Genomic DNA, 22,647 nt, shown 5'->3' with positions numbered 1-22,647 from the left:
GTCAAGACTCTTTATAATCATTAAGGAGCGCATGTGAAATACTTTAAAACTAAACCTTGCGAAAATAGACAAAATGCTGTACTCTTATATTTGTTTTTAAAAGACTTTCGATGTCACTTTTACAAACTCAGATGGTGTTCGGCAAGTTTCCAGCCTGGTACTTTTCTGGTAGACATCGTAATGTTTGATAAATTATATAATTTAGATCTTCTTATCAAGAGAGACGGAGGGACTGGCCCGAAGATGTCTCGGCAGCGGACTTAATAGGAGTGCTGTGCCAAATCCAGCAGGCAGATTTTCGCCTGAAAGATGAGAAGGGTGTTTTTTATAAAGTAAAAGACCTCTTCTTGTTGTTAAATAGAAGGGGTCTTTTTTATGCCGACAGTTTATTAGCTATATCTCCATGACTGGATAATCAAGTTCAAATTGGTGTTATTTGCGTTAACTGTTAACAGAATAATAGCTGTGACACATGTCATGAAAAAAATAAAAAGAGGTGTTCATCATGAGTGCAAACAATAAAGGGAATCCATGGGCATTGATCCCATTTGTCGTTTTTTTAATTTTATTTATAGGGTCCGGAATCATCACTAAAGATTTTTATTCATTTCCGGTGATTGTAGCGATTTCAATTGCATCAGCAGCTGCATTGGCAATGAATCGGAAAGAGACTTTCAATCAAAAGGTTGAAATCTTCTGTAAAGGTGCCGGGGACGCCAATATTATGTTAATGGTTATCATTTTCCTTTTAGCCGGCGCTTTTTCCGAAGTTGCGAATGGCATGGGGGCAGTTGAATCAACCGTGAATCTTGCCTTAGCGGTTTTTCCGCAAAATCTTTTAATGGTAGGGATTTTCATTATCGCTTGTTTTATTTCCCTATCCATGGGTACAAGCATGGGAACGATTGTAGCCCTAGCACCTATCGGGGTTGGAATTAGTGAGCAAACAGACATTTCGCTTGCCCTTTCAATGGCGGCCGTTATTGGCGGTGCGATGTTTGGGGATAACCTTTCATTCATTTCAGATACGACAATCGCTGCAGTTCGAACTCAGGGAACGAAAATGAAGGATAAGTTTAAAGTGAATTTTTTCATCGTTTTACCTGCGGCCATCATCACATGTGCCATCCTAGGAATTTTAACGATGGGTGAACAAGCTGACATCTCCCAACAGTCTTATAATTGGGTGAAGATTCTTCCATATCTTTGTGTATTGATCACTGCATTGGCAGGAGTCAATGTGTTCCTGGTCCTTTCCATCGGAATCGTATTTGCCGGAATTATCGGCTTGGCGGATGGAAGTTATCAACTGTTGGGTGTCATTCAAAAAGCTGGAGAAGGAATGGCGGGCATGTATGAAATCTCCTTCCTTGCCATTTTGATTGCAGGTATGGTAGCAGTAATCAAACATAATGGTGGTATCGATTTTCTTCTACACCTTGTGACCCGAAATAGCAAATCAAAAAAAGGGGCGGAATTCAGCATTGCCGGGCTTGTTGGTTTGACGAACCTTTCAACGGCAAATAACACGATTTCGATTATCATTGCCGGGCCACTTGCCAAAAATATTGCTGAAAAGTATGGGATTGATCCGCGTAAATCGGCGAGCTTACTTGACGTTTTTGCCTGTTGTATCCAAGGATTAATTCCATATGGAGCACAACTGCTTGTTGCAGCAGGGGTAGCAAAGATTTCTCCTGTAAGCATCTTGCCTTATTCATATTACCCAATACTAATTGGACTTTGTGGAGTCGTTGCCATCTTGATTGGTTTTCCACGGTTTCAGCCGGTAGATGATGAAACGAAGAAACGTACTTCCTAAGATGAGAATAATAATGAAAAAACACCCTGAATCATTAGATGCAGGGTGTTTTTTGTATGGAAGAAATACTAAAACATAAGCAAAAAATTATTCAGAAGTCATCCTCGCTCTTATGTCAGTAAAAGGGTTCCTAAGTGTTCAGAAACAAATCAAGGCCGTCTTGTTCATTCCAATTCATCTGCTTGGTATTTCTTTAATTTATGGAAAACAATTTTTTTCATAACCAAAATAACTGATTAATTCCGGTCTATATTGATAATGGGTGTGTGTACGACATTTGTCATGAATAGAGGACAACACCAACTAAACCAGAAAGAATAATTACATAGGCTGGGTGCCAGCGTAATTTCATTAGGGCAAATAACGATAATCCAAAAATGAGTAATAAGCTTATCGTATGCCATGAAAAGTTCGGTGCCATCATATGATTGGAAAGTGCTAAACTGATCGCTGCAAAGAGGATTAAACTGGTGACAATGGGTCTTAACCCATAAAACATGGATTGAATAACTGGATAATGATTCAATTTGCTGAAGAAGGTGGCTATAACGGTTACGAATATAATAGCAGGAAGCAAGATTCCGAGAGCAGATGATATGGCTCCTGCTAATCCAGCAGTCGAATAGCCAACGAGAATGGCACTATTGGCGGTGACAGGTCCTGGGGACATGCCGGAAATAGCGATTATATCGGTAAATTGCTGCGTCGTCATCCATCCATGCTGTGAGACTTCCGATTCTATTACGGGAATCATGGCGTATCCGCCTCCGAACGATACAAAGCCGATAATAAAGAAGGTGCTAAACAACTCCCACAATTCCATCATTCCATCACACGCTTTCTTGAAAATTAGTTTGACCCTTTTTTGATTTACCTATATGCCGGCACCCATGAACGTTTCGAAATCATTTTCTTCTTTTCTCATATTTTTTCTGTCCATCTTGACATCGTAACCTAATTTTCTCTTAATGGAGATTGTCATAATACCCGCAACAGCTCCTGCTAATATAACTATCACAGGGTGAAGAAAGAAGAGGACTGGAATTCCTACTATTAGAATACAGAAGGTTGATTTGTCTACAACAGCCGTTTTTCCTATCTTGATAGCCGCATACGCGATGATGGCTACTATGGAAGCTCTGATCGATATGAATGCGGATTCTATCTTCGGATTATCCTGAATGAAAAAATACAAAATGCCTAGGAGCAGTACAATTAAAAAGGTAGGTAATGAAACACCGATCATGGCTGCCATTGCCCCCTTCATTCCGGCAATTCTATGGCCGATAAAGGTGGCGGAGTTAATAGCGACAGCTCCCGGTACGGACTGAGATAACGCAAAAACATCCGTAACTTCCTCGCTTCTCATCCATTCTCTCTTTTCAACCACTTCTTTTTCGATTAAAGGGATCATCGCAAACCCGCCTCCGAATGTGACAGGTGCTATTTTAAAAAAGGTCCAAAATAATTGGAATAGAGTTTTCCATTGTCCTTTCATTGACATCAGTCACTTCCTTTGCCGCTAAGTTTAAATCTTATTATTAACATATCAAAGAAAAAGGAATGGGTAAATTGCAACAAAATCATCGGGTATAACAAAACGTTATACCCAGAAGCTTTATCCGTTTTATAAAGAATGTCGCCAATAATTGAATAGCCTCACTTATTCAGGGATGTAGCACTCTTTTTTCATTTCACCATTTACCTATATGATGCTATCATTTTACTAAACTATCTAAAAACATGGAGGTCGTTTTCTTGAAATTGGAAAATCTAAAAATGTTTTGTTTAGTGGTGGATGAAGGAAGTATAAGCCAGGCAGCGAGGTTAAGTTTCCTATCTCAACCAGCTGTAACAAGACAAATCCATCAACTGGAAAATTATTATAACACTTTGTTATTCGACCGTGAGGAAGGAAGGCTGAGAGTTACAGAAGCAGGAAAGTTGTTATACCCTTTTGCAAAAGCCATTGTAAATGACTTCAACCATTCAAAAGAAGTGATTCAGCAATCAACGGGCGAGTACAATGCAAACCTCATAGTCGGGGCATCCTTGACTATCGGTGAGTATTTGCTGCCGAGCTTGCTTGGAACATTTAAAAAACAACAGCCTGATATAAAAGTGACATTAACGATAAAAAATACCCCCCGGGTGCTGGAAGATTTATCAAACGATGTCATTGATTTGGCCTTGGTGGAAGGACTTGTGGAAAACACCGATTTTATTGTAGACAAGTTCGCCGAAGACGAATTGATATTGGTATGTCCATCCGACCACCCATGGAAAGACAGAAAAGAAATTCAGCTAGAGGAATTGGGAAATGAAAGGATGATTTGGCGTGAATCCATTTCCGGAACACGGCTTATCGTAGAAAACATGCTAAGGGAGCATGGGGTTTTAGAAAAAATAGAAAGCTACATGGAGATCGGCAGTACACAAGCGATAAAAAGTGCGGTTGAAGCTGGACTTGGAATCAGCATTTTGCCAAGGTTGACAGTGGCCAGGGAATTGGAGCAAGGTTTTTTGCGGGAAGTGGGTATTTCCAGAATAGAAATAAAAAGAAATTTATGGCTAGTCAGGAAAAACAAGCGTTTTAATAAAATAGGGGTGTCTAAATTTGTTAATTTTCTTCAATAAAGAATGAAAGCTACCTTGGTTTACTAGTAAAACGTTTTCAGTTACGTGTTTAACGGTGCGGCCCGGGCCCCTTATCTTGCAAAAGTCATAGCAAATTTAATATACCGCATTGATTATTCATAAAAGCTCTTCCCAATCGGGAGGGGCATTTTGTATTTGGTTGTTCAGCCGAAGGTTAGCCTGACAAACGAATCATCATTATGGAAACAAGCAGTTTTTTATATAAATAAAATTGAAGTTACTATTAGAAATAGGAAATATACTTAATGTCAAATTAATTATAAAATAAATTCATATTATTCTAAAAATTTTTAAAAGAGGGAAAGTTTGCTGCTTCAACATTCGAAATATAGACATGATATCTACTTAGAAAGGAGTATGAAATGTCCAAAGTATCTTTTATTAAAGGAATTGTTTCCGTTCCCATTGTTTTTGTTTTGCTAGCAGGGTCTTCTGTTACAAATGCTGCATCAGATGAGCCAATGCCGGCAACAGATGCAACAATTTCAGCAAATAAGGCTTTTTATGAACAGTTGAATTTTACAGATAAGGAAGATTTCAAGAATGCACATAAAGGATTCATTGCGCCTTTGAATATGAATCCAATTAAAAATTCAAAAGGTGACGTAGTATGGGATAGTAATCGATATTCATTCATCAAAGAAGATCAGCCGGCAAGTTTTACTGTAAACCCAAGCTTATGGAGACAGGCTCAATTACAAAATATAACAGGCTTATTTAAAGTGGTCGATGGCGTTTATCAAGTTCGGGGCCAGGATTTATCAGTGCTTACCATTGTGGAAGGAAAAACAGGATTAATAGTTTTGGATACACTTTCTACAATTGAAACGGCCAAAGCAGCCATGGAGCTGTATTTTGAACATCGACCCAAAAAACCAGTAAGTGCAATTGTTATTAGTCACAGTCATGCGGATCACTTTGGTGGTATAAAAGGCATTGCCCAATACGCTGAAAATCCAGTTAAAGTGCCGATTATTGTCCCAGCAGGTTTTAACGATGAAGCGCTAAGTGAAAACATTCTTTTAGGTAATATAATGTCTCGCCGTGCAGGTTATATGTTTGGAAATCTTTTACCCGCAAATGAAAGAGAATTTGTTACTTCTGGTATTGGCCCGGGATTAAGTAACGGAACTTTTAGCTATTTACCTCCAACAATGGAAGTAAAGGATGATATTCAAACGGTGGAAATAGACGGAATAACATTTAAATTTTTATTGACGCCAGATTCAGAAGCTCCAGCTGAGATGCATTATTATATCGATGATTACAAAACTTTAGTGGTAGCCGAAAACACCGGACACACGTTACATAATATTTATACATTAAGGGGAGCTAAAACCAGAGATACCTTAAAATGGGTGAAAGCGCTTGATGAAACAGTCGATCTGTTTGGAAATGAAGATATAGTGGCTATGGTTACCGCTCATACATGGCCCATATGGGGAAAAGACCATGTTCTGGAGCAGTTGGAAAGTCAGCGTGATTTGTACAAATATATTCATGACCAAACCATACGATTAGCTAATTTAGGTCTCACACCTGATGAAATCGCGGAAAAGTTAAAGCTTCCTGAAAAGTTGGATAAAGTTTGGGCCAATCGTGGGTATTACGGAACATTGAAACACAACGTAAAAGCGGTGTACAACTTTTATTTAGGATATTTCAACGGTAATCCATCCGACTTGGATCCATTACCACAAGAGGAATCCGGCGCTAAATATATAGAATATATGGGTGGGGAAAAGAAGGTCATTAAACGGGCAAAACTTGATTATAAAAAAGGGGAATATCGCTGGGTGGCTCAAGTCTTAAAGCATGTAGTCATGGCTAACCCCAAAAATACAGAAGCAAAAAATTTACTAGCTAAAGCTTATGAGCAATTAGGATACACAGCTGAATCTTCTGTGTGGCGTAATTTCTATCTTACCGGCGCAGATGAGTTAAGGAATGGTGTGGCAGACTCGAAGGGAACTGGCGGAATGATGAATCTAGATACTCTGCTCAATATGCCAATGGATGATTTCCTGAAATTCTTGTCCATTAAATTAAACGGAACAAAAGCGGAAAATAAAAATATGGCATTCAATATGACATTTACAGATTCGAAAACCAATTACATGATTGATCTGGATAATTCTGTATTGAATTTCAAAAAAGGTAAAATGGCCTCTACCCCTGATGCAACATTAACATTAGATAGAATGACTTTCTATCAGATTGCTCTAGGACGTGAAAGTTTATCCAAAATGGAGGCGGCCGGTAAAGTTTCCATTTCCGGTGATAATAAACAGTTTGAAGATTTCCTGTCTTTGCTGGATCAATTTCAACCAAAGGTTAATATCGTTACTCCGTGATAAATCAACTACTTTATATTCTGTAAGCAGGATGGATCGGTTACCCACGAGTCTACTTAGTAGTCTCGTGGGTTTGAATGTATTAATTAATCCTGTAGGTATCCTGTTTCGTTTTTAATTTTTTATAAAACGCTCCTAATAGTTACAGAACAAAAGTCAATAACCGTAAAAAGAAATTTCAAGTTTTGTAATTCGAAAGGAATTGTAAGCGCTTCCTATGCGGCTGAGGTTTTGTGAAAATATAAAAAAATGGAGTGATGGGGAATGCAGTTATATGCAAGTAAGAAACGAAAAATAATGATTAGCGGCCTTTTATTTGTTGGAATGATTTTAAGTTTTTTTGATCGCGTTGCCATAAATGTCGGGATTATTCCTATTGCAGATGAGTTTCATCTCAATACGTCCCAGACAGGTATTTTAATTAGTATATTTTTTGTTAGCTACTCACTCATGCAACCGCTTGGCGGATGGATGACCGATAAGTATGGCGCCAGAGTCATGGTTACTGTTTCTTTGTTTAGTTGGTCCTTGTTCACTGTAATGACTGGGTTTGCTTGGTCATTTATGTCTTTATTATTCATCCGTTTTCTGTTCGGGTTAGGTGAAGGGCCTTTCTATCCTGCCAGTATGTCCACTATAAGAGATAACTTCCCGGAAGAAGAACGGGGCCGGGCAAATTCATTTTTCCTGTCTGCCCAAAATATTGGCGGGATATTAGGTACTGCACTTGCCGCTACCATGGTGGTGGCATTCGGTTGGCGGGGCATGTTTACCATTGCCGGAATTCTAGGGATATTAGCTTCTTTCGGAATTTGGTTCATTCTAAAGCCTCAAGGAAATCAAGAGGTTAAAAAAGACAAACCGAAACAAAAAAAGGTTGCTCTGAAACTGTTATTTAAAATCGAAAATATTTGGAAACTCATAACATTCAAGTTTATATCAAATATTATCAACTATGGTCTGATCACTTGGATGCCTATCTATTTGGTTAAAGAAAAGGGGGTGGATTTAATAGCCGCCGGAGGTTTATTGGCAATCCCTTATATTTTTGGTTTCTTGATGTTTAATGTAAGCGGGTGGCTTCTGGATAAGCATATGGTTAACCGGGAGAAGTATCTTGCCGCTGCAGGCGCTTTATTATCGGCAATTTTTCTCTTTCTAATGTCTAACGCCACGTCTATAGCATTTATCATCACTTATCTCACTCTCAACTCCGTAGCACTGTCTTTCTTTGGAACGGTTCTTTATACGATCATCATAAAATACTCACCAAAGGAACTAACGGGCTCTGCCTCCGGACTCGTAACTTTTGCCGGTCAAATTGCAGGTGCGGTTTCTCCTTTATCCCTCGGTTTGATTATCAGTTTGTTTAATGACTCCTATAATGCCGCTTTCCTGTTTTTGGTGATAATAGCGTTATTGGGAACGGTTGTTGCCGTATCTATTAAAAATAATCGGGCACAACCCGCTAAAGAATACGAAAAAACAACTACAATTGTATAAACTGTCATTCTGCTTTGGAGGCGACAGTTGGAAGTGTCCTGAATCCACTTCTCTAAAATTGAAAGGGCTTTCTGTTCGAGGTATGATAGTAGTAATTGGCTAGAAGGAGAATGAATTATGAATATTGAACAATTGGAATATATCATCAAGGTAGCCGAGGTTAACTCGATTTCCACGGCTTCAGAAAGCCTCCATATCTCCCAATCTGGAATCAGTATGGCCATTACGAGTTTGGAGAAGGAATTAGGCATAAAAATCTTCAAGCGGTCAAGGTTAGGAACCATACCTACAGAAGACGGAAAGGAAATCATCCAGAAAGCTCTTGAAGTATTAAGCAAATTGGAAGAAATAAGAGACAGCGCGCAAATACATTCAGATACGATGGAAAAAGAGTTACGCCTATCATCAACACAAGGTTTATTTCTAACGGTTTTGCCTAAATCCTTGGCCTTATTTAAGAAGAAGTATCCCGAGGTGAAAATTGTCATTGAAGAAAAAGGGGGACAGGAGATAACCGAAGAAGTACTGAATGGTAAGATAGACATCGGGCTATTGAATATCCCAAAGGTTAAACCAAAAGAAATTGAGTTGGAATTCCAACCCTTGATGGAAGCTAAAGTGATTGTGATGGTCAGTAAGAACTCCCCTTTAGTGAACCGTAAAAGCATAACCCCAAAAGAGCTAATGGACCAAAATTTGGTCATTTATAATGGACCAAGAATGAAGTCGTTCATTAAAGGTTTTTTTGATCATTACGGTGAGATGAATATTTTGTTTTTCACAAATAATACAGAAATCATCAAAAAAACCGTCGCTGAGGGATTAGCGATTGCCTTTTCTTATGATATTGGAGTTAACAGCGACCCCTATTTCCTAAGCGGGGAACTTGTGGCCATTCCTTTGGTGGAGCTGGAAAATAGTACAATGGAATTCGGTTACGTTCGCTCTAAGAAGCAGTATTTTTCAAAAGCTGCCAGGGAGTTTATTAAATGTCTCGATTTCTATACTACTCTTAAATATTAGTTTCCTATGATGATAGGGAACTAATATTTTTTTATTTACATAAATATTTTTTATATTTATATCATAAATCCTTATTTTACTTAAATATTATTTACATTTAAAATTAATATTATAACATTTCAAATATTTAAAAAGTTCAACGAAAATAAAAATCGAAAGGGGAAACATATGGTAACGACGCAGGAAGAGAAGTTAGAGGTACTTCAAGCAAAGTTGCAGGATTTCATCCAAAATGAATTGCTTCCATATGAACAGGAGCAAGGATTGAACGCTGAAGAGGATATCCCGATGGAAGCCATAAAATGGGCAAGGAAACGATCCAGGGAATTGGGCTTTTACGGAATTAACCTCCCTGAAAAATATGGTGGACAAGATGTTAGCTTAAAAGGATTATGTATGTTCAAGGAAGAATTGGCCCGTTCCGGAGCGGTTTTATGGGGGCAGGTTATTGGCGAGATTGGCGGGCCGCTAAGAATAGGTCAGATGTTGGAAAGTTTTACACCGGAGCAAATAGAAAAATATGTGATGCCCGTTGTGACGGGAGAAGCGAGCTGCTGCTTTGCCCTTACAGAACCAAATGCGGGATCGGATGCCTTTGCTATCGAAACAACAGCCGTTAAAGATGGAAATGATTATATATTAAATGGAAAAAAACATTTTATCAGTGCTGCCCCCTATGCTGATTTCGCCATTGTCATAGCGAAAGAATCTCAGAATGGAGAAAAAGAAAGAATCACTGCTTTCCTAGTTGATAAAAAAACACCCCAACATCCGGGGTTTGAACTAGGAGACATTCAAGTTCCGCTATCAGGAGAACGCATCCATGCTGAATTGAATTTCAATCAATGTCGAGTGCCTGCCGTCAATATAATCGGAGAACCAGGAAAAGGGTTGCTGCTCGGATTGAAAAGAATAAACACAAATCGCGCTTCCCATGCAGCCGGCTTTATCGGAATGGCTCAACACCTTCTCGATTTATCTATTGAACATGCTAAAACGCGAGTCCAACACGGCCGGCCCATCGGTGATTTCCAGGCCATTCAGCATATGCTCGCAGAAATGGCAACGGAAATCTATGCAGCAAAGTGCATGGTCTACGATGTGGTTGAAAAAATTGATCAAGGAAAAGAGGATCGAGCCGGCACGTCCATGGCTAAGCTGTTTGCTTCAGAAGTAAATAGCCGTGTGGCTGATAAAGCAATCCAAATATTTGGCTCCAAAGGCTTGGTAAAAGGGCATCCAGTAGAAAAAATGTACAGGAGTGCACGGATGTATCGGATTCTAAGCGGTACATCAGAAATACAAAAAAATACAATTGCCAAAGCATTATTAAAAGGGTAAAACCTTTTTCAAGGGAGGAAATATACATGCTGCACAAGATGACATTTCAGTCACTGTTGAATAAAGGAATGAAACGATTCGGCGAACTGCCGGCTATTACCTTGTTGCCAGCAGGAGAAACGATAACCTACGACGAGTTATGGAAGAAAACAGAACTTATCACTTCTTATCTACTTCGTTTAGGTGCAGGAAGGGGTGTCCGCATAGGTACCATCATTCCAAACAGTTTAGAAAGTGTGATGTTTGGTTTGGCCATCCAGCAATGTGGAGCCACCTTAGTGCCATTAAGTGAAAAACTGGGGAAACGAGAAATACAATTCATTTTAAAGGAAGCAAAACCAGAAGTGGTCATAATAGCTACACAGACACACTTTGACACTTTCTTTGAGTATTTGGAAGAAATGAAGAAGGAAGATGTCCATGTCATTGGGCTCCCAGGCTTTCATATTAATTATCCGGAGGAGTTTGAACTATTTCAATGGCCCGGCGAAATAAATAATCTAGACTTGCCATTAGCTAAAGAGGAAGACATTGCCCTTCTGTCATATACAGGCGGGACAACGGGTACACCCAAGGGCGTCATGCATTCGCAGAAAGGACTCGGCGCAGCCATACTTTCTGCAGCTATCGAAGACCCACTGGATGACCGTGACCGGGTATTGCTAAGTACGCCTATTGTGCATTCAGCCGGTTCATTACTTTGGAGATCTCTTGTTTCGGGCGTCCATGTCTATGTGATGGGCTCATTCGACGCTGCAGCATTCATACAGGCGATAAAGGAACATGAAATCACGACGACATTCATGGTACCGACCATGTTATACAGGCTCCTTGATCAGACAAAGAAGATGGAATATGATATGAGCTCCATGCGCAATATCTTCTACGGCGCGTCACCAATTTCACAAAAGCGCCTTAAAGAAGCTTTTGAAGTATTCGGGCCAATTATGCGCCAGCAATACGGCATGACAGAATGCAATATTGTCATTACCAGACTATCAAAGAGCGCTCATGTATGGGCTTATCATAACAATTCGGAAATTTTGAAAAGCTGTGGGAAACCGTGCATTCTTACCGAAGTTCGACTGATTGATGAAGATGGAAATGATGTAAAACCAACCGAGCTTGGAGAAATTATCGTAAAATCACCAGCCATGATGGTAGGCTATTATAAAAGACCTGATCTTACCCAAGAATTCATCCGTGATGGCTGGTTCTACACGGGGGATATTGGTAAATGGGATGAAAGCGGTTACCTATATATTGTAGATAGGAAGAAAGATATGATCATTACAGGCGGGATGAACGTATATTCTTCAGAAGTGGAACGAGTGGTGAACCAGCACCCTTCTGTTGCATTAAGTGCTTGCATAGGCGTTTCCCATCCAGATTGGGGAGAAGTGGTATGTGTCGTGGTAACACTGCGAGAAGGATTGAATTGTACTAGCGAGGAATTAATTGATTTCTGCAAACAAAGAACCTCTAAGTATATGGTTCCTAAAGTAGCCTATTTTCTTGATAAGTTCCCATTAACGCCGATTGGAAAAATAGATAAGAAAGAATTAAGAAAGATGTTTGCACAAGGTATTCTAACCATCTAGCAACATTGAGGCCTACAGAAAACCAGAATATAAGATAGAGCAGAGAAATGCAAAAAAGCCTCGCACGTTAACCTGGGATCAGGACGTGTGAGGCTTTTTTGTGCTATATCCAAGGTGTGTTTGGAATATGAATGTAATTTACGTTGCAGTGAATGTTAAATGAATAGAGGATAAAGATTATTATCTAAAGGAAATGATACTGAAATATCAATTAATGAATGAAAAAATTTGTGAGTTAGGATATAATATAATTATTGTATTGGAGATTCACTTGGAATTTCCTTTTTTTTATGGGCTTCATTTGTTTATCTCCCCATTGAAACGGGAAAAAATTATAGCTATATATGTTTTTGTAATAATAATTAGAGTGAAGTAGAGGGGGTTGTTTTAATGGAGATGTTAGAAAATTTTATTAGTGAGACAAATGATGTATTATGGTCTTCCATATTGATCATCATGTTGATTGGATTGGGGCTTTATTTTTCCATCCGCACGAAGTTTGTCCAATTCAGAATGGTAGGGGAAATGTTCCGGCTTTTGGGCGAAGGGGCCACAGCGGATAAAAAAGGTGTGACATCCTTTCAGGCATTTTGCATAAGCACGGCTTCACGGGTAGGAACGGGTAACCTTGCAGGTGTTGCCATTGCGATCACGATGGGCGGACCTGGAGCCGTTTTCTGGATGTGGTTAATAGCACTGATTGGAGCTGCTTCGGCTTTCATTGAAAGTACACTTGCTCAAATTTATAAGGTCAAGGATGGGGATGCATTCCGCGGCGGACCTGCCTATTATATGGAAAAGGCATTGAATGCCCGTTGGATGGGCGTCACGTTCGCTGTGTTGATTTCACTTACATTTGGACTAGCTTTCAACTCGGTACAAGCCAATACGATTACAAGCGCATTCAACGAATCGTTTGGGATTGAAAAGTGGGTTACGGCAATCATCCTGGCTATCGTCACGGCTGTCATCATTTTTGGCGGGATAAAAATGGTTGCAAAGGTCTCTGAAGTCATCGTCCCGATCATGGCAGGAGCTTATGTGATAGTGGCATTGATTATCATCATCATGAACATTACCGAGTTACCTGGTGTCTTTGCTTTGATCTTTCAAAGTGCATTTGATGGAATAAAAGAAGTGGCTGGCGGAGTACTGGGAGCTGCCATGATGCAGGGAATCAAGCGCGGCCTATTTTCAAATGAAGCGGGGATGGGTAGTGCTCCAAATGCTGGTGCGACGGCTGATGTCAGTCATCCCGTCAAGCAAGGGCTCATTCAGTCTCTAGGTGTTTTTGTCGATACGCTCATCATTTGCAGCTCGACAGCCTTCATCATTTTGTTTTCAGGTCTTTATACATCGAAGGAAACGGATGGTATCGTCCTTACCCAAAATGCCCTCGGAACGGCATTGGGATCTTGGGCGGGTATTTTCCTTGCCATTATCGTACTGTTATTCGCCTTTAGTTCGATTGTTGGCAACTATTATTATGGAGAGTCGAACATCGGCTTCATCAATGAAAATAAGGTTTGGTTAAACATCTATCGTATCGCAGTCGTAGGAATGGTGATATTCGGTTCGCTTGCCTCACTGGATTTTGTTTGGGGACTGGCTGACTTGCTGATGGCCCTTATGGCCATTATCAACCTGATTGCCATAGCTTTACTTGGAAAGATCGCTTTTGCTGCACTGGCGGATTATCAAAAGCAAAAGAAAAGTGGGAAAAATCCAGTCTTCCATGTGAACAATATTGAAGGTTTGAAGAATGTGGAATGCTGGGGTGACCCATCCGATAATATGGATGTGAAGAAGGAGGCATAAGCTCATTAAGCTTACATGTTAAGTCCTTGAAAGGGGATTTTACTTGTAAGCTTTTTTTTGCCTTTTTCCGCCTTTTTTTAACATTATTGAATATTGCTTCGTTTTTTACACAAAATACCTTTGTCTTTAATTCTGCTGTCAAAATGTTTGGACAATTTAAAAACTGGGAGTGAAAAAAATGGATAGCAAGCAATCAAAAAATGAATCTTCAGAAGTTGCCGGAAGAATATATGATGTCAGCGATTATAAACGGGAAGATCCATTATCCTCTGGACTGGCCAGAACTCACGAACAAGTCTCCGATACTTATGCGGAAGGCGAAATAAAGGCAGTCATTGATGATGTAAACGGAAGAGATATTGAGATTGCAAAAGAAAGATCTAAAGAAGAAAGGTAATAAAAATTGTTTTTTTAGGAACAAGAATTATTGCCTGCTATTTTATAGATATATCGGTTAGTTCCCCTAGCTTCTGATGAAACAGAGCTAGGGGAAACATAATTAATAATTTCTTTCTGTCTCCAACTTTTGAAGCAATTCTTTCTTCGTTCTTGGGAAAAAGTCCCTTTCTGAAGGGTTCCTTGATTGAAGAAGGGCTTGAAACATTTCAAAAACCCACGGTTTCTCCAGATGTGCCTGCAGCAAAACGTCTTCATCATGGAAAACGGAAACAGGGTCCCCTTGATATATGACCTTACCATCGTTCATGACAACGACTTCATCAGCCCATTGGTAAGCTAAATTAACATCATGAGTTGATAAAATAATCGTTTTTTCAGGGTCGTGGATACTGTCCAGCAGAGCCATGATCTGTCTTGAGAAATAAGGATCCAATCCAGCGGTAGGCTCGTCCAAGAGCCAGACATCGGGCTCCATGGCGAGTATCCCCGCAATGGCGACACGTTTTTTTTGCCCAAGGCTCAAAAAATGGGTAGGTCTGTCTTTCAGTTCCGTTACTTCCGTTTGGGCCATTGCCCAATTTACTTTCTCCTGAACCTTAAATCTATCCCATCCTAAATTCATCGGTCCAAACGATATATCCTGTTGTACATTAGCGGAAAAGAGCTGCGAGTCGGGATCTTGAAAAACGATCCCGACTTGCTTTCGTAATGATAATAATGCTTTACGGTCATATTTCATTTTCTTGCCCTTAAATCTGATCTTACCTGCTGTAGGTTGTAATAGACCATTTAAATGGAGGAATAAAGTCGATTTGCCGGCACCATTATTGCCTAATAATGCAATCTTTTTACCATGTTGAATCGTTAGCGACAGATCGTTTAAAGCGAACGTTCCATCTGCGAATTGATGGGTGAGGCCTTCTATATGAAAAATATGCTCGTCCATTGTTGGGTTGCCTCCAATTTACAAATATCCATTAATAAAAATTAAACTTCCTAATAGTACAATCGCAATCAGCCAATTGCGTGAGGAATAGGTGTAAGTATCCTCGATATAGGAAAGGTTCTCCTGATAGCCTCTTGCGTTCATGGCCATCGTCAATTGCCCAGAGCGCTGCAATACTCCTAAAAATAATGATGAGATTAGTAATCCGAGAGATCGAATGCCTTTCCTTAACGAACCATACCCCAGCCGAGAAGCTTGTGCTTGGTGAATGGCCAAAGCTGTATCTAAAAAAATAAAGATGAAGCGATAGGTCAATTCTATTAAATCGATCAATAAGGAAGGCACTTTAAGTTTTCGCAGCACGGATAAGATGACGGTAATGGGTGTAGTTAAGGTAAGGAAATATAAACAGCTGATGCTGCCCAATACGACAGTGATCAAATTGGCCACCATACCGACGCTGTCATCGCTGATGAATATTTGCCAGTTCCCGACCTTCCAGGACCACCATATATTCGATATCGATGTAAATTTACTTGTGAAAGAGAAAAGGATGGTAATTGTTCCCGATAGTATAAAAAATCCTGGCAATAGAAGTAATTTCAGATAATAGGAAAGCGGGATTTTTGCCGCAAAAATGATTAAAGCGCTCATCACCGTAAAAGTGATGAGCGAAACGGTCATATCCCTTACCGTTAACGAAAACAGCAAAAGGGAAAGTGCGAAAACCATCTTTTCCAACGGATGTACATCCTTTAGCCCATTGAAATAGGCATATTTATCAATGAGTAACATGCTTCGATTTTTCGGCCGATTCTTGTTTGGTTTGCTTATTCCTTTGTCTCATCACGCCAATGAAGTATCCAATGAAACCGGCTCCGATTGCAGCTTGAAGCGCAAATAATAAGCTTTCGGTTTCTGCACCTGGCGGCTCCCAAATACTGTTGAACCATGGCTTGTATTCCGGATGGATCTTAGTGATGGCTTCTTCAGCTTCGCCGTCGGCACCGCCAAATTCCGTTCCTTGTTGGGTGATTAACGGTATGGTAGCAAGAATGACGACCAGGAAAAGCAGCAGTAAACTTTTTTTCATGTTAACGGGCCTCCTTAGATAAAACTCGCAGCAATTTCAATTCGCCTAGATTGTATTTTTTCAAGAAATTCATCACGACGACTGTCAATAACCCCTCGCTGATTGCCAAGGGAATTTGGGTCAGGGCAAAAATCCCTGCAAATTTACTGAAAGAGGCCATGAATCCTCCTACCTCGGATGGAAAAGCTAGAGCAAGTTGAACGGAAGTGACCACATAGGTTCCCAAATCTCCAAAAGCAGCTGCCAAGAAAACGGCAAGTGAAAAAGACCACCCCAATTTAGTTGCGCCCTTGAAGATAAAGTAAGCAATGACCGGTCCGCAAACGGCCATGGAAAACGCATTGGCCCCTAATGTCGTCAATCCTCCGTGAGCCAGTAAAACAGCTTGAAATAACAGAACGATGGATCCAACGACACTCATGGCCAATGGTCCGAATAATATGGAACCCAAACCGACTCCGGTAGGGTGTGAAGAACTTCCCGTAACGGAAGGAATCTTTAGGGCCGATAATATAAATACAAATGCGCCCGATAGGCCAAGTATCATTTTTGTTTCTGGGTTTTCCCTTACTTTCGACCTAATGGACCGGTAACCCAAGATTAAAAATGGAAGTGTCACGGCCCACCAGAATATAGCCCATTCAATGGGTAAAAAGCCCTCCATGATATGCATGGCCATTGCCCGATTTGGGACAAAAAGCAGTAAAATGACAAAATAAAAAATTTTCCAATTGGTTCTTTTCATTCTTTTCTCCTTTCAACACTTTTAATTTTTCTGATCAATCTTTTAGAAGAAAAGCGGCGCCCAACATAAAAAGCACTTCTCTCAAGGGAAAGAAGTGCGTAATGAACAGGAATTTTGCAGCATAAACCAACCATGGGCCTTTCTGCCTGATCCGCACACCCATCCTCGTAGGCTGAAACAGTTTCACGCTTCATGGCAGGTCTCCTGGCTTTGGTTCATCATCCCATTACATCCTTCCCATCTCATTTGACAGTGGATTAAAGTTAAAATAATAGGACTTCCCTTTACAGTGGCGGGACCGCTCCGGATTTTCACCGGCTTCCCTTTTAAGCTGAATTCCGAGGAATTCAACACCATGAAACTTATGTAATTATTTGAAAATTCTCGTATAGTGTACCATAAAGAAATAATTCCAGCTACACTATCTTTTTTTTCGTGACGAAGTTTGTTGCGAGGAAAGGATTGTAACTGGTTTTACACTATTAAACTTTTCTAAACAGTCGGAATAAACTATTGAATTTTGACAAAGTTGTTATATGATAGATAAAGATAGTTAGATATGTATAATAAAACCAAATATTTCATTTTAAAAGTGCTCTTGTCTGTAAACAAGGGATAATAGGGAAATCGGTGAAAGTCCGATGCAGCCCCCGCTACTGTAAACGCTGATGAAATTGTCGATAGCCACTGGCATGATGCCGGGAAGGGACAAAGTAAAATGAAGCGTAAGCCAGGAAACCTGCTTTTAAAATTGCATGATACTTTTCGGAGGGAAAGGTAGAAGGACTATGACGATTTTGGGAGATTGGGCATGCTTGCCTGGGGCTCCTCATTCATATAGTTTTTTAAACCTTGACTCTTATGTTAAGGTTTTTTATTTTGCCTTTTCCCTGAACTCAGGAGGAAGAAGATGACTACTTGGAACTTGACGGGTACAAATACGCATCTGTTGATTTGTAATGGGAGCAGCTGCATGAAAAAGGGCGGGGAAGAAGTAACCCAAGCGATTCGAGATGAAATTACTTCCAAAGGACTGGATTTAAAAATCCATACAACCAGGACACGGTGTAACGGGAGATGTAAGGATGCCTGCGTTGTGATTGCCTATCCCCAAGGAAACTGGTATCGAGTGGAAACGCCTGATTTCGGTCGGCAGATCGTCAGTAATATCGATGATGGGGAGTTTGTCCCACAGATGATCTACCAATTCAATGATGGGGAAATGACCCTTAATCCAGATTTTCCTGCTCATACGGGTATTTCAAAGAACAAAGCGTAAAAGGAGATGTCTTAATGAGTACAAACGGTAAATTATTCGTCGTGGGCTTTGGGCCAGGGAATTTTGAACACATTACCAAACGTGCTGTCGAAGCCCTTCAAGAAAGTGACTACATCATTGGTTATAAAACTTATGTAGAACTCATTCAGGGACTGCTTACAGATCAAACGATTATTAGTACGGGGATGACTGAAGAGGTATCACGTGCACAGGAAGCAGTGAAACAAGCGGAGCTGGGAAAGAAAGTGGCGGTAATTTCCAGTGGAGATGCCGGAGTGTACGGGATGGCAGGGTTGGTTTATGAAGTATTGATTGAAAAAGGCTGGAAAGAAGAAACTGGAGTGGGCATTGAAGTCATTCCTGGCATTTCCGCAATCAACTCATGTGCGTCTTTACTTGGGGCACCCGTCATGCACGATTCGTGTACGATCAGCCTCAGTGATCATTTAACTCCTTGGGAACTGATCGCTAAAAGGGTTGAAGCAGCTGCAATGGCAGACTTTGTCATTGCACTGTATAATCCGCGCAGCGGCAGGCGAACCCGGCAAATTGTTGAAACACAGAAAATTCTCCTTCGCTACCGTTCGCCCGATACACCTGTCGGGTTGGTGAAAAGTGCTTATCGCGATAGGCAGGATATTGTCATAACCAATTTGAAAGATATGTTGAATCACGATATTGGAATGTTGACCACTGTCATTATTGGTAATTCATCCACCTTTTTATATGATGACAAAATCATCACACCAAGAGGATATCAGAGAAAATATACTTTGAATTCGGAAAAGCAAACATTGAAGCCGCATCAGCGTCTGCAAAAAGAAGCGGAACCGTGGGCCTTAGATCAAGAAGCCGGTTCCTTGCAGGAAGCATCCACTGAGTCCACTGGAGGAGTGGGATTACTTACAAAAGCACCAGAAAAGAAGCCAGCTTCCTTTGAAATGGCCATGGAAGCCCTGACAAGAGTCAAGGGTCAAACCGTTCAGCAATCGATTAAGCCGATTGTTCAGCAAAAAATGGAGTCGGTATTCGAACTTGCTGTTAGTCCAGGTGTGGCGAATAAACAATTCACTCCCAAACAAATGATGACACTTGCGGAAGTTGTCGGGGAAAAGGGAACGATGGAATACACGCCAAATCATAAAATCGTATTAAAGATCCCTACAACGGATCCGGAAGTCATTACGGGGAAATTGCAATCAGCAAACTTTCTATTATCGCCGATTGGAGATGTACTGACATTAAAAGCCTGTGATTTCTGTGATGGTGAAAAAGCGGAATCCATTCCTTATGCAGATGAAATACATCGGGTGCTTGGCGGAATGAAAATGCCCAAGGAATTGAACATCGGTTTTAATGGGTGTGGGATGGCTTGTTATAGTGCTGTGATGGATGATATCGGGATTGTCTTCCGAAAAGGGAAGTTCGACTTATTTCTTGGAGCTAAACCGGTAGGAAGAACAGCCCATCCAGGTCAGCCGGTTGCGGAAGGCATTGAACCGGAACAGCTTGTTGAACTGATTACGGACATTGTCGGGGAGTATAAGCAAAATGCCCATCCAAATGAGCGGCTTTTTAAATACTTCAAACGTTCGAAAAAGATACAGAATTTTTCTTATCAGGACATCGCTCCCAAAATAAACATAGAGCCTGCGCCTTGTGAAGACTAATCAAGAGGGGGAAAGTAAATGAAAGCAGTTTTGTTCGTAGGACACGGAAGCCGCCTGGCTTCAGGAAATGAAGAAGTCCTTCATTTTATTGAAAATATGATTCCGGCAATGGATGAGCGCTTCATGGTAGAAACGTGCTTCTTGGAATTTGCGTCACCGAATATACCTAAAGGCATTGATAATTGTGTAAAACGAGGGGCTACTGAAGTCATCGTCATACCGATCATTTTGTTGCATGCAGGGCATTCGAAATTACATATCCCAGCTGAAATAGAGGATGGGAAAACCAAGTATCCAGAAGTGAAATTCACCTATGGCCAAACGATCGGGGTTCACCATGATGTATTGACAATCCTGACAGACCGTCTTGAGGAAGCGGGATTCGATACAACCTCTGAACAGGCTGAGACAGCCATATTGCTAATTGGCCGAGGTGGCAGTGATGCTGATGCAAATAGTGATATATATAAAATTTCACGATTATTATGGGAAAAATTAAACGTTAAATGGGTCGAAACGGCTTTCATGGGTGTAACGGACCCGCACGTTGATGAAGGTATTGAACGATGCATCCGATTAGGGGCAAAAAAAGTAGTGATGCTGCCATATTTCCTCTTCACAGGGGTGTTGATGGAAAGAATGCAGGATATGCTGAAAGGCTATCAAGAGCAATATCATGATCGAGAGTTCATTTTGGCGAAATATTTTGGGTATCATCCAACATTACAGAACATTCTGCAAGAACGAGTAATTGAAGCTAGTGAAGGCAGGTCAAGTGGCGCACGTGATTTGGAAAACTATCGTAAACATGTCGAGGAACATGGACATGCTCACCATCATCACCATCACCATCACGATCATGACCATCACCACGACCACGATCACGACCACGATCACGACCACGATCACGACCATCACCACGACCACGATCATGATGGGCAAGTGGTGGGGACGTCAAAATGATTTTGTTCTTGGCGGGTACAAGTGATGCAAGGGAATTAGCGATTGAGATGCAGCAGGTGGGATTCAAGGTTTTGGCAACTGTTGTAACCGGGTCGGCGGCTAAGAGTTTGCAAGATGCAGGGATATCCACCCGGATTGGACGATTAACTGCAGAGGATATGACATCTTTAATCTCTGAAAAAGGTTTTCAGGCTGTAGTTGATGCAAGTCACCCATTTGCGGAAGAAGCATCCAAAAACGCCCTTAACGGAGCAAAGGCAGCAAATGTACCTTATATTCGTTATGAGCGTGAAAGTCAACGGTTTCAGAATGAGAAATTGATAGTTGTCCGTGATTATGAGGAAGCTGCCAAGCTTGCCGCTGCAAAACGGGGAGTCATCATGCTCACGACCGGAAGTAAAACACTAGCCGTGTTCGCAAAAGAATTGGTAGGGCTCGAGAATACCAGAGTCATAGCGAGAATGCTGCCACGCATGGACAATATGGAAAAATGTGCGCAGCTGGGCATTGAACAAAAAAATATCGTTGCGATTCAAGGGCCATTTTCCAAAGAATTAAATAAAGCTCTATATGAACAGTATGGGGTCACATTGATGATAACCAAAGAAAGTGGCAAGGTCGGTGCGGTTGATGAGAAATTGGAAGCCGCGTTGGAATGTGGAATAGAGACGATTATGATATCGCGACCGGATGTTGACTATCAAAATGTTCATTCAAGTTTTGATCATGTCATTGCCGAGTTGAATAAACAGCTAAATGTAAAAATAGGAGGAATGCAAGATGGATTTTAAAACGGATTTTAAACCACTAACGGTAGACCCGGACAAAATATATGATTATAGCTTTTCAATCATAGCTGAAGAAATGGGCAATCATGATTTTTCTGAAGATGAATGGAAGATCGTCCGTCGGGTCATTCATGCTTCAGCGGATTTTGAATTGGGAAGAAGTGTCATCATCCATCCAAATGCCATTCAAGCTGGTGTGGAAGCCATTCGCAAAGGTAGACATGTCATTGCGGATGTGCAAATGATCGAGAGCGGTACAGGCAAAAAAAGATTTCAAAAACACGGCGGGGACGTTCATTGCTATATATCAGATCCAGATGTGATGGTCGAAGCAAAACGTTTGAATACGACAAGAGCGATCATTTCGATGCAAAAAGCCGTAAAGGAAAATGAAGGGGGCATTTATGCCATTGGCAATGCACCTACAGCTTTACTTGAGCTCATTCGCCTTATTAAAGAAGGAATAGCAAAACCGGACTTAATCATTGGAATGCCTGTTGGGTTTGTTTCTGCAGCTGAATCTAAAGAGGAACTGGCTAAGATCACAGAAGTGCCATTCATTACGAATATTGGCCGAAAAGGTGGAAGTACTGTCACTGTTGCAGCATTGAACGCGATTTCCCTTTTAGCTGATAGTTAAAAAA

Annotated in this window: 21 protein-coding genes and 3 riboswitches; of the genes, 14 read left to right on the top strand and 7 right to left on the bottom strand. The window is 40.7% G+C overall.

All coding sequences use genetic code 11. The annotated features are described in order from the left end of the window. The first annotated feature begins 208 nt into the window (after positions 1–208). Positions 209–316: riboswitch (SAM riboswitch) on the top strand. Positions 317–505: 189 nt separating this feature from the next. Then, a complete protein-coding gene (locus Q8G36_RS14740; protein ID WP_305160742.1) occupies positions 506–1,822 on the top strand; it encodes a Na+/H+ antiporter NhaC family protein in 1,317 nt (438 codons plus the stop codon). A 280-nt stretch (positions 1,823–2,102) separates the two neighbouring features. Here the strand turns inward: Q8G36_RS14740 and Q8G36_RS14735 are convergent, their stop codons facing one another. Both Q8G36_RS14735 and Q8G36_RS14730 read right to left on the bottom strand, forming a co-directional pair. After that, a complete protein-coding gene (locus tag Q8G36_RS14735; protein ID WP_336622967.1) occupies positions 2,103–2,648 on the bottom strand; it encodes a chromate transporter in 546 nt (181 codons plus the stop codon). Positions 2,649–2,696: 48 nt separating this feature from the next. Further along, positions 2,697–3,326, bottom strand: a complete 630-nt coding sequence (locus tag Q8G36_RS14730; RefSeq protein WP_305160741.1) for a chromate transporter — start codon at positions 3,324–3,326, stop codon at positions 2,697–2,699. A gap of 254 nt (positions 3,327–3,580) precedes the next feature. Between Q8G36_RS14730 and Q8G36_RS14725 the strand changes: the two genes are divergently transcribed. From Q8G36_RS14725 to Q8G36_RS14690, 8 genes are all read left to right on the top strand, one after another. Then, the gene (locus Q8G36_RS14725) at positions 3,581–4,459 is read left to right on the top strand and encodes a LysR family transcriptional regulator (RefSeq protein ID WP_305160740.1); all 879 of its coding nucleotides are present in this window, start codon (positions 3,581–3,583) and stop codon (positions 4,457–4,459) included. Positions 4,460–4,842: 383 nt separating this feature from the next. Continuing rightward, a complete protein-coding gene (locus Q8G36_RS14720) occupies positions 4,843–6,834 on the top strand; it encodes an alkyl/aryl-sulfatase (protein WP_305160739.1) in 1,992 nt (663 codons plus the stop codon). A 264-nt stretch (positions 6,835–7,098) separates the two neighbouring features. Then, on the top strand, positions 7,099–8,337 hold the full coding sequence (locus Q8G36_RS14715) for an MFS transporter (RefSeq protein WP_305160738.1): 1,239 nt from the start codon (positions 7,099–7,101) through the stop codon (positions 8,335–8,337). A 117-nt stretch (positions 8,338–8,454) separates the two neighbouring features. Further along, entirely contained in the window at positions 8,455–9,360 is a 906-nt protein-coding gene (locus tag Q8G36_RS14710; RefSeq protein WP_305160737.1) for a LysR family transcriptional regulator, read from the top strand. 168 nt (positions 9,361–9,528) lie between these two features. Then, complete coding sequence (locus Q8G36_RS14705; protein WP_305160736.1) at positions 9,529–10,701, top strand: acyl-CoA dehydrogenase family protein; 1,173 nt, start codon at positions 9,529–9,531, stop codon at positions 10,699–10,701. A gap of 26 nt (positions 10,702–10,727) precedes the next feature. Beyond that, positions 10,728–12,302 (top strand): class I adenylate-forming enzyme family protein, encoded by a 1,575-nt coding sequence (locus Q8G36_RS14700; RefSeq protein WP_305160735.1) that lies wholly within the window; start codon positions 10,728–10,730, stop codon positions 12,300–12,302. A 390-nt stretch (positions 12,303–12,692) separates the two neighbouring features. Beyond that, positions 12,693–14,120 carry an alanine/glycine:cation symporter family protein gene (locus tag Q8G36_RS14695; protein WP_305160734.1) on the top strand — a complete coding sequence of 476 codons (1,428 nt, stop codon included), beginning with the start codon at positions 12,693–12,695 and terminating at the stop codon, positions 14,118–14,120. Positions 14,121–14,298: 178 nt separating this feature from the next. Continuing rightward, positions 14,299–14,517 (top strand): YozQ family protein, encoded by a 219-nt coding sequence (locus Q8G36_RS14690; RefSeq protein ID WP_137018441.1) that lies wholly within the window; start codon positions 14,299–14,301, stop codon positions 14,515–14,517. 102 nt (positions 14,518–14,619) lie between these two features. Here the strand turns inward: Q8G36_RS14690 and Q8G36_RS14685 are convergent, their stop codons facing one another. The 5 genes from Q8G36_RS14685 to Q8G36_RS14665 form a co-directional block, all read right to left on the bottom strand. Further along, positions 14,620–15,465 carry an energy-coupling factor ABC transporter ATP-binding protein gene (locus Q8G36_RS14685; RefSeq protein WP_305160733.1) on the bottom strand — a complete coding sequence of 282 codons (846 nt, stop codon included), beginning with the start codon at positions 15,463–15,465 and terminating at the stop codon, positions 14,620–14,622. A gap of 18 nt (positions 15,466–15,483) precedes the next feature. After that, on the bottom strand, positions 15,484–16,260 hold the full coding sequence (cbiQ, locus tag Q8G36_RS14680; RefSeq protein ID WP_305160731.1) for a cobalt ECF transporter T component CbiQ: 777 nt from the start codon (positions 16,258–16,260) through the stop codon (positions 15,484–15,486). Continuing rightward, a complete protein-coding gene (locus Q8G36_RS14675) occupies positions 16,247–16,558 on the bottom strand; it encodes an energy-coupling factor ABC transporter substrate-binding protein (protein WP_305160729.1) in 312 nt (103 codons plus the stop codon). The genes cbiQ and Q8G36_RS14675 overlap by 14 nt, the downstream gene beginning before the upstream one ends. Position 16,559: 1 nt before the next feature. Beyond that, positions 16,560–17,303 (bottom strand): energy-coupling factor ABC transporter permease, encoded by a 744-nt coding sequence (locus Q8G36_RS14670; protein ID WP_305160727.1) that lies wholly within the window; start codon positions 17,301–17,303, stop codon positions 16,560–16,562. Beyond that, a complete protein-coding gene (locus Q8G36_RS14665; RefSeq protein WP_305160726.1) occupies positions 17,300–17,497 on the bottom strand; it encodes a hypothetical protein in 198 nt (65 codons plus the stop codon). Before Q8G36_RS14665 ends, Q8G36_RS14670 begins: the two co-directional genes overlap by 4 nt. Next, a riboswitch (cobalamin riboswitch) is annotated at positions 17,481–17,676 on the bottom strand. (Overlaps the previous gene by 17 nt.) A gap of 200 nt (positions 17,677–17,876) precedes the next feature. Further along, positions 17,877–18,064: riboswitch (cobalamin riboswitch) on the top strand. Positions 18,065–18,213: 149 nt separating this feature from the next. Here Q8G36_RS14665 and Q8G36_RS14660 point away from each other — a divergent pair. Genes Q8G36_RS14660 through Q8G36_RS14640 form a run of 5 tightly spaced genes read left to right on the top strand, consistent with a single transcriptional unit; the run spans position 18,214 to position 22,643 of the window. Continuing rightward, complete coding sequence (locus tag Q8G36_RS14660) at positions 18,214–18,582, top strand: (2Fe-2S) ferredoxin domain-containing protein (protein ID WP_305160725.1); 369 nt, start codon at positions 18,214–18,216, stop codon at positions 18,580–18,582. A 14-nt stretch (positions 18,583–18,596) separates the two neighbouring features. Further along, positions 18,597–20,252, top strand: coding sequence for a precorrin-3B C(17)-methyltransferase (cobJ, locus tag Q8G36_RS14655; RefSeq protein WP_305160724.1), 1,656 nt, complete (start codon positions 18,597–18,599; stop codon positions 20,250–20,252). Between the two features lie 18 nt (positions 20,253–20,270). Further along, positions 20,271–21,215, top strand: a complete 945-nt coding sequence (locus Q8G36_RS14650) for a sirohydrochlorin chelatase (RefSeq protein ID WP_305160723.1) — start codon at positions 20,271–20,273, stop codon at positions 21,213–21,215. Further along, positions 21,212–22,006: a precorrin-6A reductase gene (gene cobK / locus Q8G36_RS14645; RefSeq protein WP_305160722.1), complete on the top strand. Its 795-nt coding sequence runs from the start codon at positions 21,212–21,214 to the stop codon at positions 22,004–22,006. Before Q8G36_RS14650 ends, cobK begins: the two co-directional genes overlap by 4 nt. Next, positions 21,996–22,643 carry a precorrin-8X methylmutase gene (locus tag Q8G36_RS14640; RefSeq protein ID WP_034312499.1) on the top strand — a complete coding sequence of 216 codons (648 nt, stop codon included), beginning with the start codon at positions 21,996–21,998 and terminating at the stop codon, positions 22,641–22,643. Before cobK ends, Q8G36_RS14640 begins: the two co-directional genes overlap by 11 nt. The last annotated feature ends 4 nt before the right edge of the window (positions 22,644–22,647 follow it).

Source organism: Peribacillus frigoritolerans (assembly GCF_030676415.1).
GTDB classification, from domain to species: domain Bacteria; phylum Bacillota; class Bacilli; order Bacillales; family DSM-1321; genus Peribacillus; species Peribacillus frigoritolerans_A.
This window is presented reverse-complemented; position numbering and strand designations above follow the sequence as displayed.

Coding starts and splice junctions, on each gene's coding strand:
- Q8G36_RS14740 (WP_305160742.1), top strand. CDS start 506: ATGAGTGCAAACAATAAAGGGAATCCATGGGCATTGATCCCATTTGTC.
- Q8G36_RS14735 (WP_336622967.1), bottom strand. CDS start 2,648: ATGATGGAATTGTGGGAGTTGTTTAGCACCTTCTTTATTATCGGCTTT.
- Q8G36_RS14730 (WP_305160741.1), bottom strand. CDS start 3,326: ATGTCAATGAAAGGACAATGGAAAACTCTATTCCAATTATTTTGGACC.
- Q8G36_RS14720 (WP_305160739.1), top strand. CDS start 4,843: ATGTCCAAAGTATCTTTTATTAAAGGAATTGTTTCCGTTCCCATTGTT.
- Q8G36_RS14715 (WP_305160738.1), top strand. CDS start 7,099: ATGCAGTTATATGCAAGTAAGAAACGAAAAATAATGATTAGCGGCCTT.
- Q8G36_RS14710 (WP_305160737.1), top strand. CDS start 8,455: ATGAATATTGAACAATTGGAATATATCATCAAGGTAGCCGAGGTTAAC.
- Q8G36_RS14705 (WP_305160736.1), top strand. CDS start 9,529: ATGGTAACGACGCAGGAAGAGAAGTTAGAGGTACTTCAAGCAAAGTTG.
- Q8G36_RS14700 (WP_305160735.1), top strand. CDS start 10,728: ATGCTGCACAAGATGACATTTCAGTCACTGTTGAATAAAGGAATGAAA.
- Q8G36_RS14695 (WP_305160734.1), top strand. CDS start 12,693: ATGGAGATGTTAGAAAATTTTATTAGTGAGACAAATGATGTATTATGG.
- Q8G36_RS14690 (WP_137018441.1), top strand. CDS start 14,299: ATGGATAGCAAGCAATCAAAAAATGAATCTTCAGAAGTTGCCGGAAGA.
- Q8G36_RS14685 (WP_305160733.1), bottom strand. CDS start 15,465: ATGGACGAGCATATTTTTCATATAGAAGGCCTCACCCATCAATTCGCA.
- cbiQ (WP_305160731.1), bottom strand. CDS start 16,260: ATGTTACTCATTGATAAATATGCCTATTTCAATGGGCTAAAGGATGTA.
- Q8G36_RS14675 (WP_305160729.1), bottom strand. CDS start 16,558: ATGAAAAAAAGTTTACTGCTGCTTTTCCTGGTCGTCATTCTTGCTACC.
- Q8G36_RS14670 (WP_305160727.1), bottom strand. CDS start 17,303: ATGAAAAGAACCAATTGGAAAATTTTTTATTTTGTCATTTTACTGCTT.
- Q8G36_RS14665 (WP_305160726.1), bottom strand. CDS start 17,497: ATGAAGCGTGAAACTGTTTCAGCCTACGAGGATGGGTGTGCGGATCAG.
- Q8G36_RS14660 (WP_305160725.1), top strand. CDS start 18,214: ATGACTACTTGGAACTTGACGGGTACAAATACGCATCTGTTGATTTGT.
- cobJ (WP_305160724.1), top strand. CDS start 18,597: ATGAGTACAAACGGTAAATTATTCGTCGTGGGCTTTGGGCCAGGGAAT.
- Q8G36_RS14650 (WP_305160723.1), top strand. CDS start 20,271: ATGAAAGCAGTTTTGTTCGTAGGACACGGAAGCCGCCTGGCTTCAGGA.
- cobK (WP_305160722.1), top strand. CDS start 21,212: ATGATTTTGTTCTTGGCGGGTACAAGTGATGCAAGGGAATTAGCGATT.
- Q8G36_RS14640 (WP_034312499.1), top strand. CDS start 21,996: ATGGATTTTAAAACGGATTTTAAACCACTAACGGTAGACCCGGACAAA.